This window comes from Pseudomonas sp. LBUM1647 (assembly GCF_059716175.1).
Window position 1 is genome coordinate 4,176,453 of sequence record NZ_CP166809.1, and the last position, 12,672, is coordinate 4,189,124.

The following is a 12,672-nucleotide window of genomic DNA, read 5'->3' on the forward strand; positions in this document are numbered from 1 at the left end:
GCTGATCGACTCGCAACTACCACATGCCAGGGGCTGTGAACCATTGATTGCTGAATCCAAATCACACTCTTCGTTACGCGCGATTCTGACCGCTGCCTGTTTAGGGTTTCTTGTCGTTCAACTTGACGTCAGCGTCGTAAACGTCGGCCTTGGCGCACTCAAAAATGCGTTCGGCACCGACCTCACGGGCTTGCAGTGGGTCATTAACAGTTACGCGCTGCCTTTTTCTGCGTTGCTCATCCTGGGAGGCGCATGGGGTGACAAATGGGGAGCAAAATCCGTCTTTGCAGCGGGTTTCGCTCTCTTTACCCTTGCCTCTATCGGTTGTGGTCTCGCCGACAGCATGACCATGCTGATCACGATGCGGGGCGTGCAGGGCATCGGCGCAGCCTTCCTGATACCGACATCACTTACTCTGATTCGCGTGTCATTTCATGACCCCGATGCACGTCGTGCCGCTGTTGCGCTCTGGGGCGCCTGTGGGGGTATCGCATTGGCAGCCGGACCCGTGATCGGCGGCCTGATGATCGAGTACTTCGGCTGGCGAAGCGTATTTCTGCTGAATATTCCGATCGGCCTGCTGGCTGTCGGGCTGATCCTGCGTTACGCCCCCGCCTCCCCTCGGGTTGATAAGCACGTCGATATTCCAGGGCAAATCAGTATTGCGATTTTCCTGGCGTCACTGACCTATGGCTTGACCGAATCCAGTGCCAAAGGTTGGGTAAGCGAAACACTCACCGCGATTGCAATTGCCGCGATTAGTGCGGCGGCATTTGTTCTGATCGAGCGTCGGGTAACGCATCCGATGCTGCCCGCTCACCTGTCGAAAAACAAAGTGCTGGGGAGCATGGCGCTCGCAGGCGCTGCGATCAATCTGACGTTTTATGGAACGGTCTTCGTTTTCAGTATTTACTTTCAAACCTTCCTGCACTACGACGCATTCAAAACGGGGTTGTCGTTTATCCCGCTGACGGCGGTGCTGACACTTTCTACGATGCTCTCGTCAAGGTTCGCCAAGCGGTTCAGAGCCACTCGTATTATCACGACGGGTTTCACGGTTCAGATCGTCGGATTCATCGCGCTTTCGCAAACCACTTCCAATAGCTCGCTCTGGTTGCTCAATGGTGCGTTGATGCTGGTGGGAATTGGCAGCGCCATGTCAGTACCGTTCATTACCAACTCGATGCTGTCCTCGGTCACACAGCATGACGCGGGCATCGCCTCCGGCCTGATGGCCTCCGCCAGGCAACTGGGCGGTGTAATTGGCGTCGCTGTCTTCGGCACGATGATCGCCCATTCGGATAAGGCCGCTTTTTCCGCTGGACTATCCACCGCGATGCTGTTTTCAGCGCTGGTCTTGGCGGTGTGCATCGCCGTAAACCTGTACGCAGCCTCCGCTCGGCGTCAATAAATGGCGGTATGGATGAGGCCCCGCCTTCTCACGCCCTGAATCAACTGCGCCATTTCTTCAACTGAATGGGATTGCACTTTGAAATACCCACTGAACTATCAATCGCTTCTCTCGCTGCTCGGCGAAGACTTTCACTTCCCCCATGAAATTCCCGGCCAACCGGTTCGGGTTTCTGACTTTGAAGGCCTGAAACTCAACAGCTTTGTCACCAGCGACCAGGTCAATCTCGCCTATTGGGAGGCCGGTGAAGGCAAACCGCTGATTTTCATCCCGGGGTGGTCAGCTAACGGTGCGCTGTACTTTCACCTCATGCACATCCTCAGCAAGCATTATCGTGTGTACGTGCTGGATGCGAGGAACCAGGGTCTGTCCGAGAAGGTCGCCTTTGGCAATCGGATTTCCCGTTATGCCATGGACGTGAAAGAGTTTGCCGATCACCTGGGTGTCTCCCAAGCCGATTACTGTGGTTGGTCGATGGGCGCGTCGATCCTGTGGGCCTGCATCGACCTGTTCGGTACACAAGGCATACGCTCGCTGAGCATCATCGACCAGGCACCATCGGTGTATTGTCACGCAGACTGGACGGAGCAGGAGCGACTGCAAGCCGGGGCGTTCACCACGTCTCCAGAGCGCATGATTGCGTCCTATGCCACTGGGGCGCCCACCAACCAACTGATCAGCGCGACTCGGGTTCTGGACCGCGCCATGGCCCTGGATTCGCCCTACTTTCACAACGTCATCAGCTTGGCACAGCGCGTCGCCAAGGATGACATGGCGTTCCTGGAATGCGTGCTGTTCGATCACGTCACTAATGATTGGCGGGATGTCATCCAAACGAAGATTGATGTGCCAACCGCCATTTTCACCGGCGAATACAGCGACTGGCTGGACAGCCAACGCTGGATGAATTCGGTGGTCGCAGGCTCCGTGCTGCATATGTACACCAAGGCCGAACAGGGCGACCACTTCCTGGCATTGAAGAACCCGGAAAAGTTTGCCAGCGACCTGCGGGGCTTCCTGGATAACTGCTGAGTCAGACGATGCCCGGCGAAATGCCCGCTATTGCTCCCATCGAGGGTGGGCAAATCGCTCGGCCAGAAAATTGATCAGCACCCGAACCTTGGTCGCCAGATGCTTGCGCGTGGGGTAGACCACGTAGATGCCCAGTTCGACCGACTGGTACTCAGGCAGAATCTCCACCAGGTCCCCCGCCCGCAAATCCTCGGCCACCATAAAGCTGGGCTGCAAGGCAATACCACCTCCCGCCAAGGCAATACTGCGGCAGGTATCGCCATTGTTGCAGCGAACAATGGAACGGGTACGCACACTTTCGCTGCCGTCAGGGCCCTGGAACTGCCATTCATTGCCGCTGGCAAAGTTGGTATAGGCAACCACCCCGTGCTGTGCCAGGTCGGCCAGGGTGCGCATCTGAGGATGGTTCGCCAAATAGCCGGGCGAGGCACACAGGCACATCCGCGTGCCCGCCAGACGACGTCCGACCAGCGAAGAGTTTTCCATGCGGGCAATGCGAACAGCCGCATCGAACCCCTCCTCCACCAGGTCAACCAGTCGGTCGTTCAAGCTGATGTCCAACTCGATATTGGGGTAGGCCTTCATGAAGTCGCCCCATAGCGGCGCCAAGTGCAGCACTCCGAAACTGACCGGTGCATTCACCCGCAACACGCCACTGGGTTCCGGCGCGGTGGACGATACGGCGTCCTCGGCCTGATCCATAAGCGCCAGGACTTCACGCGCCTGGTGGTAAAACTGGCGCCCCTCCTCCGTCAATGAAAGCCGTCGGGTCGTGCGGTGCAGAAGCCGCGCACCGAGTCGTTCTTCCAGGCCGCTCACATAGCGCGAGATGGCCGCCTTGGACATCTCTAACGGTTCGGCCGCGCCTACAAAACTGCCTTTATCGACGACGGTGCAGAAGACCTGCATCTCCAAAGCTCTGTCCATCATTGTCTCACTAAGTGGAACTGTTAATCACATTCAGCCTTATTTATCTCATTTTCACCACCTATAAACTGAGCCCATCGAAACGCACATCAGCGCAAATGAGGTCGCTATGAAAATTACAGTAGTGGGTACCGGCAACATGGGTTCGGCGTTCGCAAAACAGCTGTCCAGCGCCGGCCATATCGTTCGTATCACGGGCCGCGACATCGACAAGGCCAAAGCCCTCGCCGCTCAGTTTGACAATGTCAGCGCCTATTCGGCGGCAGAGGCACTGGGTGATAGCGACGTCGTTGTCGTTGCAACCGCCTACGAAGATGCCGCCAAAGCCCTGCAAAGCCTGGGCGATCTGACGGGCAAAGTGGTTATCGACATCACCAACCCACTGAGTGCCGACTACATGTCGCTGACCATCGGTCACGTGACAAGCGCTGGCGAAGAAATTGCCAAAGCAGTGCCTCAAGCCCATGTCGTTAAAGCGTTCAACACCCTGTTCGCCCAAGTGCTTGCCGACGGCCCAACATTCTCGGAAAACCAGCGTGGCAGCGTGTTCGTCGCCAGTGACAGTGAGCGGGCCAAGCAGACCGCGATTGCCCTGGCACACAGCCTGGGCTGGAAGACAGTGGACGCTGGTCGACTGATCAACGCCCGTTACCTGGAACCATTGGCAGGTCTGAATATCTATCTCGGCTACGGCGCCGGCCTGGGCACCTCCATCGCACCGGTCTGGCTTAACAAGTAATCACTTCGGAGCACTTCACCATGAACACTTCGTTTCCCCTGTTGTTTGTGTCTCATGGTGCTCCAATGTTTGCCATCGAGCCTGGCCTGGCGGGTCAACGTCTGGCTGAGCTCGGTCGCGAACTGCCGCGACCTGATGCCATCGTCATCCTTTCACCGCACTGGATGACTCGTGGCGAAGTCAGCGTTACGGCGAGCACCGCCCCTGAAACCATTCACGACTTCGGTGGATTTCCCGACGCCTTGTACCAGTTGCGCTACCCCGCACCGGGCGCTCCGGCCCTGGCCGCCCATATCGTGGATCTGCTGCAGAATGCGGGATGGAAGTCCCGGCTCGATCATCAACGGGGACTCGATCATGGCGCCTGGGTGCCTCTGCTGTATCTGGCTCCCGAGGCAGACATACCCGTCGTACAGGTATCGATGCCTGCCGGCCTCGATACCCACCAGGCCTGGAAATTGGGCCAAGCCCTCAAGCCACTGCGGGATATGAAGGTGCTGATCGTGGCTTCCGGAAGCCTGACCCATAACTTGTATGAGTTTCGGGGGGCGGCCACCCACGGCGCCGACTACGTGAAAGCGTTTGCAGCCTGGACAGCCCAAACCCTGCAGGCGGGCAATACCGATTTCTTGCTGGACTATAAGCAGCACGCACCTTCGGCCGAACGTGCCCACCCGACGGATGAGCATTTTTTACCGCTGCTCATCGCCCTCGGCGCGGCCGGTGAACACTACGAGACTCGAGTTCTGGAAGGGGGCGTGAGCTACGGGGTACTGGCGATGGACAGCTATCTATTTTCCTCAAACAACCCTGTTGGATTCGACTCAATTCAACCTAGCCAAGGCGTTACAGATCATGCGTGACACCTCTTTTTCCGAAGCCGCTCGCGAGCCGCAAACGGGCCTGTTTTTCCGCAAGGGTTGCAGTACATCGGCGCCCAAGGGCCGCCTGCTTCTGTTGCATGGCGTCGGTTCAAATGAAGCGAATCTCGCGTCATTGGCCGCGTCCCTGCCCGAGGAACTGGAAGTCATTCTACTCCGCGGCCCGCTGCAGGTTGGCCCACAAGGCTTCGCCTGGTACCAGGTGAACTTCACCAGCAACGGCCCCTCGTTCAATCAAGAACAGGCAGAGTCCAGCCGGCAACTGTTGCACCACTTCATCGAAGCGCTGCCCAAGTTGCCGACCGTGATCGCCGGCTTCAGCCAGGGCGGCATCATGAGCGCGAGCCTCGGGGTCACCGAGCCGGAGCTGATTGCCGGTTTCGCAATATTGAGCGGCCGGATGCTGCGCGAACTTGACCCTCGGATTGCTTCGGCCGATCGACTCAAGTCCGTCAGGGCTTTCATCGCCCATGGCCACCAGGACAATGTTCTACCCGTGGCGTGGGCGAAAGAAGCGGACGAATGGCTGAGTCGAATCGGCGTCGCCCACGAAATGCATCTCTACGACATGGCCCACGAGATCGTCGCTGAAGAACTGGCGGATTTCTCGCAATGGCTGACCAACACGCTGTCACTCTCCAAGTAAATAAAAAGGAACTGCACCATGATCGACACACGTACCGCACCATACGCTGCCTTCGTTATGCGCCTGGCACTGGGCATTATGTTTATTGCCCACGGGCTGACCAAAGTCTTTGTCTTCACCCCGGCAGGCACTGCGGGCTTCTTTGAGTCCATCGGCTTCCCGGGCTTCCTGGCCTACCCGGTCATGGCCTATGAAGTGATCGGCGGTTTGATGCTGGTGCTGGGAGTTTATTCGCGCTGGGTAGCCGCTCTGGCAGTGGTTCAGCTGTTCGTGGCCGCGACTGTCCACTTCGGCAATGGCTGGAGCTTCACCAACGCCAATGGCGGCTGGGAATACCCGATTTACCTGAGCGTCACCGCACTGGTCGTAGCCTTACTGGGCGACGGCGTCTTTGCGGCAAAGGCCTCCAACAAAGCGTAAGTCATCGCGGACTCCAAACCTGCCGACGCTGCGGAAATTTCCGGAGCATCGGCAGTTTGCGCTCGGGTCAACCGTACCGCCTCACGTCAGACGCGATGTCATAAAGCTTACAAAGGCCTTTATCTTGGGTAACGGATGACGACTCGATGGCCAGAGAATGCTGAAGGTACGGTGGTCGCGAACGTAGCGATCCAATACAGGCACCAATCGTCCGTCTGCAATGGCGTCCTCGACAAAAAAGTCAGGGAGACACGCTATTCCTTGCCCCGCCTCAGCCATTGCTAACAACGGTTCAATCGCGTTGGCGGTAGCCGATTGTCCCGGCTCAACACCGTCCTGTCCCTTTTTTGACACCAAAGGCCAAGGGTCGAGTTTACCGCTGGTGGGGTATCGGTAACGCAGGCATGAATGGCTGGACAGTTCCGATGGCCGTGAAGGAACACCCCGTAGTGAAAGATAGTGTGGAGACGCGACCAGGCGATGACTGTAGCCATTGAGCTTGCGCATCATCAGGCGCGAGTCTTCAACTTCACCTATGCGCATCACGGCATCAAAACCCTCCTCGATGACATTGACCAACCGATCGCTGAACTCCAGCTCCAACTCCACTTCCGGATACGCCTGCTGAAACGCAATCAAGTGAGGCATCAACCTCATGCCCAGTTGTGGCAAACCGAGGCGCAACTTCCCCTGGGGCTTGCCGGCAGCCTGGGTGAGCTCCCGTTTGGCAACCTCGTACTCCGCAAAAATTCGATGGCAGCGTTCCAGAAAAAGGCTGCCCTCGGACGTCAGGGTTATGGCGCGCGTGGATCGGTGAAACAGCCTTACACCAAGCTCTTCCTCCAGCCGCGCAACCGCCTTACCAATGGCCGATGAAGACACGCCGGTTCTGCGCCCAGCTTCGGTAAAGCTGCGCGTTTGCGCGGCATGCACGAACGCGCTGAGCGCTCCAAAATGATCCATGACCACCCCTGCCTATTTGAGCGTTTTATTCGCAAATGTTCGGAACTTCATCCTGTTTTTCTTTTACATCATACAACCTATAGTCACTGCCATTGTGACTTCACCCCGCTATATCGCACTGCGAAGTCACCGTCATCTGACTACACGAGAGCCCTCGAATGACTTCGATGCCTTCCACCTACGAACTTGCGCCTGAGCTTAAACAGCACCCTGGCTACGCACGCGTTTTCCAACCCGGCCATTTGACCTTCGGCTTTATCGCGCCGTTGGAAAGCTATCCTAATAGCCCAGGCCCGACTCTGCAGGATCACGCACAGCTGGCCCAGCGGGTTGACGAAGCGGGCTTTTCCGCGATTTGGCTACGGGACGTGCCGTTTTACGATCCGAACTTCGGTGACGTGGGGCAAATCCTTGATCCGCTGGTCTATGCCGGCTTCCTCGCTGCCGTGACCAAGCAGATTGCCATCGGCACCGCCGGCATCGTCCTCCCCTTGCGCGATCCATTGATCGTTGCCAAGCAGGCTGCGAGCATCGATCAGTTGCTTGGAGGACGTTTTATTCTGGGCCTGGCCACGGGTGATCGACCGGTGGAATACCCCGCCTTCGGACTCGACTTCGGCAACCGTGCCGAGCGGTTCCGTGACGCGCTGGCAATCATTCGCGCCACGACGGAAACACACTGGGCCGTGCACCCGTCGCGGTTTTATGGCCAGTTGAATGGAGAGATCGACCTCGTTCCCAAACCGGTAGGCTCACGCATGCCGACCATTATCGTTGGCCAGGCCGGCCAGTCGCTGGAGTGGATTGGAGAAAATACGGACGGCATTCTTTCCTACATCTCCAATCCGGCCCTGATTCCGCAAATCATCGAACGTTGGCGTGCCGCCTGTGGCGCCAACGTCTACAAACCCTATGGCTACGGCACCCTGTTTGACCTGGACCGTGATCCAAACCATCCCGTCCAAGCGGGCCGCGTGCTGCGTGCTGGGCGAAATGCGCTGATTGATCATTGGAAACGCCAACAGGATCAGGGCGTCGGTCACGTTGCCCTGCACTTCAAACCTCAGCGACGCCACGCCTCGGATGTCATCGACGAGCTAGGCGAATACCTCTTGCCGCACTTTCCAAGTGCGTCGTTACCCATCGAACCAGTGCCAGCGCAGGCCTACTCATGAATCGTCCACTGCATCATATGGATTTCATTTTCCAGACAACCCTGGGGACCTATCCCTTGGCAGCGCAGTGCGAGATGCTCGCCGAACTCGGCTACCAGGGGCTGACGATGTCCGCCTGGAGCAAAGACCTGAAGTCGATCGCCCGGGTTAAACCCACCTGGGGCCTGGATGTTGGCGCGGTCTACCTGATCTATCGCAAGGGCCTGGAATCGTTTGTGACCAACATATTCGAGACCATCGAGGGCTGCGACACAATCGAACTGGCCCTTCATTCCGGCGACGAAGTCACGAACTTTGACCGCCGAATGATCGAGCGCCTGCTGCCGATCTGCGAGCGCCGTGGCCTGGAGATCAGCCTGTATCCGCACGCACGCTACGGCATGCAGACGACCACCGAGGCGGTGGCGCTATGCAGAGAGTTCAACCATCCGCGCCTCAACATCGTGTTCAACGGATATCACTGGTACGCGACTGAGGAACATGCTCTGGAGCAGCGCCTTGACGCAGTTTGGCCATGGCTGAAACAAGTGAACATTGCCGGCACTCGGCGATCCCCCCTTGGATGGGGCGGCCTGGCAACCATCGAACCGCTTGATGAGGGTGAAATGGACAACTTCGTGCTGTTGGGCGCCCTGGAGCGTCGGGGCTTTGCCGGACGTTTTGGCGTCCTCGGCTGGGAAAGCATGGGCGGCGACGTTTACGGCAACTTGCGCCGCTCGGTCACTGCGTTCCGTTCCATGGAGCAACGGTTGATCGCCCACCCTGAATGGGCCGTCCTGACGGACTTGCCTCACTGAGCCAGGAGATAAATCATGGCTCATCGCATCCATGCACTCGATTCCTTCTTCTACTCGTCGATGGGCGTATACGCCTTTCAGACACAGTGCGAAATGTTGGCCGAGCTCGGCTACGACGGCATGACTGTCGCCGCCTGGGGTGGCACACCCCTGACCGACCTCAGGCTGCTGCCCAGCGTCAGGGAAAAACATGGTCTGCACATCGAGGGGCTTTACCTGGTGTTGCATGAAGGGCGCAACGACGCCCTGATACGGCGCATCGTCGAGACCGTCGAGGGTGTAGAGCTTATCGAGTTGGCGATACAGACCTCAGTCAATGACAGTCAAGCCATTCTGCGGTTTATCGAGTCGCTGTTGCCGATTGCCGAACGACGCGGATTACGGATTGCGCTGTATCCACATCTACACCATGTCACCCAGACCACCGCGCAGGTGGTGCAGATTTGCGAGCACTTTGCTCACCCTCGCCTGGGGGCCTCGTTCAATGGCTATCACTGGTACGCGAGCCAGGAAGGCGAACTTGAACAGCGCCTCGCTGCGATGAAACCCTGGCTCATGCAAGTGGTGACTTCTGGCAGCGCACTTTCGCAACTCGGCTGGGGCGGTGCGGCCACCATGGAGCCGGTCGACCGCGGAGAGCTCGACAATTTTGCTTTGATCGCAGCGCTGAACCGCGTCGGTTACACGGGCAGTATTGGCGTACTTGGCTGGGATTATGGTGGTGATATCTACCTCAAACTCCAGCGATGCCTGGCAACGCTTCGCGATATCGATCGACGCCTGGAACGTTATCCGCACTGGTCGGACTTCCCATTGAAGTAACGCATCGCTGCCTCACGAACCTAATTTGAAAAATGGAGCCTGTGATGACAGCCCTCTCTGTACTTGACCTCATGATGATCGGCGAAGAAAAAACCTTCGCCCACACGCTAGAAGACGCAGTCTCTCTGGCGCGAAACGTGGAAGCTCACGGCTACAAGCGCTACTGGATCGCCGAGCACCACGACCTGCCAGGGATCGCATCTTCGGCTACAACCCTGCTCATTCAGCATCTGGCTGCGGCAACGAGCACCCTGCGAGTGGGCTCTGGCGGCATCATGATCCCCAACCACTCACCTCTGTTGGTGGCGGAGCAGTTCGGGACATTGGACACCTTGTTTCCAGGCCGCATCGATTTAGGCATTGGCAGAGCACCTGGATCCGCTGGACCGGCTATCCGCGCCATACGCGGCGATGCCTCCGAGCGAGACTTCACGCAAGACATCCAACAATTGACCGACTATCTAGCGGACGATGGAAATCAGCCGGTTCGCGCGATCCCTGGAAAACATGACGTTCCACTATGGCTATTGGGTTCAAGCATGAACAGTGCTGATCTCGCCGCGAAACTGGGGCTGCCCTACGCATTCGCTTCACATTTCGCACCTCGATTTTTGATGGAAGCCATTACGCATTACCGCGCCACATTCCGGCCGTCAGCAGTGCTGGAGAGTCCTTATGTCATCGCAGGCGCAAATGTTTTTGCTGCCCCGACTCGAGCCGAAGCCGACTACCTGGCGAGCTCACACCGTCAGTGGGTCAGCAACTTGTACACGGGCAAAGCAGGCGCTCTGCCGCGTCCGGAAGAGGGCTTTATGGAACGGCTGTCCAACTATGATCGGCAGAATTTGGCTGAAGCCATGTCGTGCACTGCAATTGGCAACAAAGACGATATAGGACGTTGGCTGCGCCAGTTCATCGCGACCACGGAGGTGGACGAGGTGATAATCGATGCGAGGATTTACGACCCTGACGCACGCTGCCGCTCCTATCAACTCGCCGCCGAATCCATTTCCGACCTGCTCGACTGATACCAACGGGAACGGTGTTGCTGTGGTCCCTCTTTCGCTGACCTCGACACGAGGCCAGCGAAGGCTATGAACCCGAGGTATCCGATATGCTCGATACAGATCAAAAATCGACGTCCACCTCGCCCCACTTCGACGCGACCATGCGCGCGATTGCACACCCAGTGAGACGAAAAATCCTCGAGTGGCTCAAGGCGCCGACTCTGCATTTCCCCCCGCAACCATGCGGTTTTGAGTTCGGGGTGAGCGTTGGCCAGATCACACAACGTTGCGGCCTGTCCCAATCGACAGTCTCCCAACACTTGACGGTGCTCAAAGGGGTGGCATTGGTCGATGTACACAAAACCGGCCCTTTTCATTTCTTGAAGCGTAACGAGACGGCTATTCAGCACCTCACTGGCTGCCTGAGTGATTTGCTGGAAAACAGACGCTTACCGGCCATCCACGAGGCGAAGTAGAAAGGCAGGGCAAACAGCGCCCTTTCACCATCGGTTGTTCATTAGAAACAAATTGATGGAAGTCCCCAAACAGAATGGTCGTGTTTGTTTCTTCGGCATACCAAGTTGAGGGGCGTAGTTCAGCCCAAATAATACTGATAACTGTCAGGCCTCACCTTAGCACCAGGCGCCGTCAATCAATTTGAACGATTGACGGCGCCTGACCGATTGAGCGCTATTGGCTCCCGATTAACCGGTTCCCAATCAATACACTAGTGCAGAGATTTTTTCTTTTTAAACGCATGCAACAGTGCGTCAGCCGCCACGATCGCGTCATACACCAAGTCAGGCGTCACCGTAAAAGGCATGTTGTGAATCGTGTCGTTTTTGTCGCATGCCAGTTCGGCGACCTTTCTCCACTCCGCTTCCTTAAAGCTTTTGAGCCCTAAATCCTCAAGCGTCAACGGGAGACCGACGGAGATCGCAATATCAACAACCTCTTCAATCTCCTCCATCGGTGCGGCCTCCATCACTAATTGAGTGAACAAGCCGAAAACCACCTTTTCACCATGCTGTGCTCCGTGTAGATCATGCACTATGGTCATTCCGTTATGGATCGCATGCGCCGCAGCACAGCCACCCGATTCAGCTCCGACAGCTGACATATAAATGGTGGCTTCAATGGCGTTCTCCAATGCAGCAGTGATGACTTTCTTCTCCACCGCAAAAGCCGCCTGCGCTGAATACTTCTTGATGGTTGCATAGCACGTTTGGGCAATAGCAAAACCGATCAACGTAGGCTTGAGCATTTTTCCGTCATTGCCCAGGATCAGGTTGTCGCGTTGCGCAGCAAAGCACGCTCTCGCCTCAAAATAAGTTGCCAGACCATCACCCACACCGGCCGCAAAAAACCTGGGCGGTTGTTCCGCCAAAATGCGCGTATCCGCTAAAACAACGTCCGGATTCTTTGATAAAAACAGGTAGCGATTAAACGTATCGTCGTCATTGTAAATCACTGAAATTGCGGTACAGGGCGCATCCGTCGAAGCCAATGTGGGCAGAATTAATACTGGTTTTTCCAGGAAATGTGCTGCTGCCTTGGCGGTATCCAATGTTTTTCCGCCACCGATACCGACAATATAGTCAGCCTCACGCGCGGCTTGGACATGCTTGTTGATTTCGCTGTCGGAACACTGCCCACCGAACACGGCCAACTCAGCACGCTGTTCATGCTTGAATCCTGGCATCGCTTTTTCATGAACCCGGCCCACAATAAATTGATCGCAGATCAGATAGGCATTGGCCCCATAGGCTTTACCATGCATCGATAAATCAACCAGCGCATCAGCCTGAACCAGAAACTTGGCCGGCGATGCAATGCCTTTAGTAATAGTCAT

Annotated in this window: 14 protein-coding genes; 11 read left to right on the forward strand and 3 right to left on the reverse strand. The window is 56.9% G+C overall.

Features of this window, described 5'->3' with window-relative positions; all coding sequences use genetic code 11:
* Window positions 1–43 precede the first annotated feature (43 nt).
* On the forward strand, window positions 44–1,411 hold the full coding sequence (locus tag ACA059_RS18930) for an MFS transporter (RefSeq protein WP_497630508.1): 1,368 nt from the start codon (window positions 44–46) through the stop codon (window positions 1,409–1,411).
* A 78-nt stretch (window positions 1,412–1,489) separates the two neighbouring features.
* A complete protein-coding gene (locus tag ACA059_RS18935) occupies window positions 1,490–2,443 on the forward strand; it encodes an alpha/beta fold hydrolase (RefSeq protein ID WP_497630509.1) in 954 nt (317 codons plus the stop codon).
* A gap of 27 nt (window positions 2,444–2,470) precedes the next feature.
* Here ACA059_RS18935 and ACA059_RS18940 read toward each other — a convergent pair whose 3' ends face one another.
* A complete protein-coding gene (locus ACA059_RS18940; RefSeq protein ID WP_497630510.1) occupies window positions 2,471–3,370 on the reverse strand; it encodes a LysR family transcriptional regulator in 900 nt (299 codons plus the stop codon).
* 109 nt (window positions 3,371–3,479) lie between these two features.
* Between ACA059_RS18940 and ACA059_RS18945 the strand changes: the two genes are divergently transcribed.
* The 4 genes from ACA059_RS18945 to ACA059_RS18960 are packed head-to-tail and all read left to right on the forward strand — an operon-like array spanning window position 3,480 to window position 6,056.
* Window positions 3,480–4,109, forward strand: coding sequence for an NADPH-dependent F420 reductase (locus ACA059_RS18945; RefSeq protein ID WP_497630511.1), 630 nt, complete (start codon window positions 3,480–3,482; stop codon window positions 4,107–4,109).
* Window positions 4,110–4,129: 20 nt separating this feature from the next.
* Window positions 4,130–4,972, forward strand: a complete 843-nt coding sequence (locus ACA059_RS18950) for a DODA-type extradiol aromatic ring-opening family dioxygenase (protein WP_497630512.1) — start codon at window positions 4,130–4,132, stop codon at window positions 4,970–4,972.
* Window positions 4,965–5,636, forward strand: a complete 672-nt coding sequence (locus ACA059_RS18955; protein ID WP_497630513.1) for an alpha/beta hydrolase — start codon at window positions 4,965–4,967, stop codon at window positions 5,634–5,636. The genes ACA059_RS18950 and ACA059_RS18955 overlap by 8 nt, the downstream gene beginning before the upstream one ends.
* A gap of 18 nt (window positions 5,637–5,654) precedes the next feature.
* On the forward strand, window positions 5,655–6,056 hold the full coding sequence (locus ACA059_RS18960; protein WP_497630514.1) for a DoxX family protein: 402 nt from the start codon (window positions 5,655–5,657) through the stop codon (window positions 6,054–6,056).
* A gap of 81 nt (window positions 6,057–6,137) precedes the next feature.
* Here the strand turns inward: ACA059_RS18960 and ACA059_RS18965 are convergent, their stop codons facing one another.
* On the reverse strand, window positions 6,138–7,019 hold the full coding sequence (locus tag ACA059_RS18965) for a LysR family transcriptional regulator (RefSeq protein ID WP_497630515.1): 882 nt from the start codon (window positions 7,017–7,019) through the stop codon (window positions 6,138–6,140).
* Between the two features lie 158 nt (window positions 7,020–7,177).
* Here ACA059_RS18965 and ACA059_RS18970 point away from each other — a divergent pair, with 158 nt between their 5' ends.
* The 5 genes from ACA059_RS18970 to ACA059_RS18990 all read left to right on the forward strand — a co-directional run bounded on the left by ACA059_RS18970 (window position 7,178) and on the right by ACA059_RS18990 (window position 11,296).
* On the forward strand, window positions 7,178–8,194 hold the full coding sequence (locus ACA059_RS18970; RefSeq protein WP_497630516.1) for an LLM class oxidoreductase: 1,017 nt from the start codon (window positions 7,178–7,180) through the stop codon (window positions 8,192–8,194).
* A complete protein-coding gene (locus ACA059_RS18975) occupies window positions 8,191–8,991 on the forward strand; it encodes a sugar phosphate isomerase/epimerase family protein (protein ID WP_497630517.1) in 801 nt (266 codons plus the stop codon). The genes ACA059_RS18970 and ACA059_RS18975 overlap by 4 nt, the downstream gene beginning before the upstream one ends.
* A gap of 15 nt (window positions 8,992–9,006) precedes the next feature.
* Window positions 9,007–9,813 (forward strand): sugar phosphate isomerase/epimerase family protein, encoded by an 807-nt coding sequence (locus ACA059_RS18980; RefSeq protein WP_454866839.1) that lies wholly within the window; start codon window positions 9,007–9,009, stop codon window positions 9,811–9,813.
* 44 nt (window positions 9,814–9,857) lie between these two features.
* Window positions 9,858–10,841, forward strand: coding sequence for an LLM class flavin-dependent oxidoreductase (locus tag ACA059_RS18985; RefSeq protein WP_497630518.1), 984 nt, complete (start codon window positions 9,858–9,860; stop codon window positions 10,839–10,841).
* A gap of 86 nt (window positions 10,842–10,927) precedes the next feature.
* Window positions 10,928–11,296 carry an ArsR/SmtB family transcription factor gene (locus ACA059_RS18990; RefSeq protein WP_497630519.1) on the forward strand — a complete coding sequence of 123 codons (369 nt, stop codon included), beginning with the start codon at window positions 10,928–10,930 and terminating at the stop codon, window positions 11,294–11,296.
* A 251-nt stretch (window positions 11,297–11,547) separates the two neighbouring features.
* Here the strand turns inward: ACA059_RS18990 and ACA059_RS18995 are convergent, their stop codons facing one another.
* Complete coding sequence (locus tag ACA059_RS18995; RefSeq protein WP_497630520.1) at window positions 11,548–12,672, reverse strand: glycerol dehydrogenase; 1,125 nt, start codon at window positions 12,670–12,672, stop codon at window positions 11,548–11,550.

Coding starts and splice junctions, on each gene's coding strand:
- ACA059_RS18940 (WP_497630510.1), bottom strand. CDS start 3,370: ATGGACAGAGCTTTGGAGATGCAGGTCTTCTGCACCGTCGTCGATAAA.
- ACA059_RS18945 (WP_497630511.1), top strand. CDS start 3,480: ATGAAAATTACAGTAGTGGGTACCGGCAACATGGGTTCGGCGTTCGCA.
- ACA059_RS18950 (WP_497630512.1), top strand. CDS start 4,130: ATGAACACTTCGTTTCCCCTGTTGTTTGTGTCTCATGGTGCTCCAATG.
- ACA059_RS18955 (WP_497630513.1), top strand. CDS start 4,965: ATGCGTGACACCTCTTTTTCCGAAGCCGCTCGCGAGCCGCAAACGGGC.
- ACA059_RS18960 (WP_497630514.1), top strand. CDS start 5,655: ATGATCGACACACGTACCGCACCATACGCTGCCTTCGTTATGCGCCTG.
- ACA059_RS18965 (WP_497630515.1), bottom strand. CDS start 7,019: ATGGATCATTTTGGAGCGCTCAGCGCGTTCGTGCATGCCGCGCAAACG.
- ACA059_RS18970 (WP_497630516.1), top strand. CDS start 7,178: ATGACTTCGATGCCTTCCACCTACGAACTTGCGCCTGAGCTTAAACAG.
- ACA059_RS18975 (WP_497630517.1), top strand. CDS start 8,191: ATGAATCGTCCACTGCATCATATGGATTTCATTTTCCAGACAACCCTG.
- ACA059_RS18980 (WP_454866839.1), top strand. CDS start 9,007: ATGGCTCATCGCATCCATGCACTCGATTCCTTCTTCTACTCGTCGATG.
- ACA059_RS18985 (WP_497630518.1), top strand. CDS start 9,858: ATGACAGCCCTCTCTGTACTTGACCTCATGATGATCGGCGAAGAAAAA.
- ACA059_RS18990 (WP_497630519.1), top strand. CDS start 10,928: ATGCTCGATACAGATCAAAAATCGACGTCCACCTCGCCCCACTTCGAC.
- ACA059_RS18995 (WP_497630520.1), bottom strand. CDS start 12,672: ATGACTATTACTAAAGGCATTGCATCGCCGGCCAAGTTTCTGGTTCAG.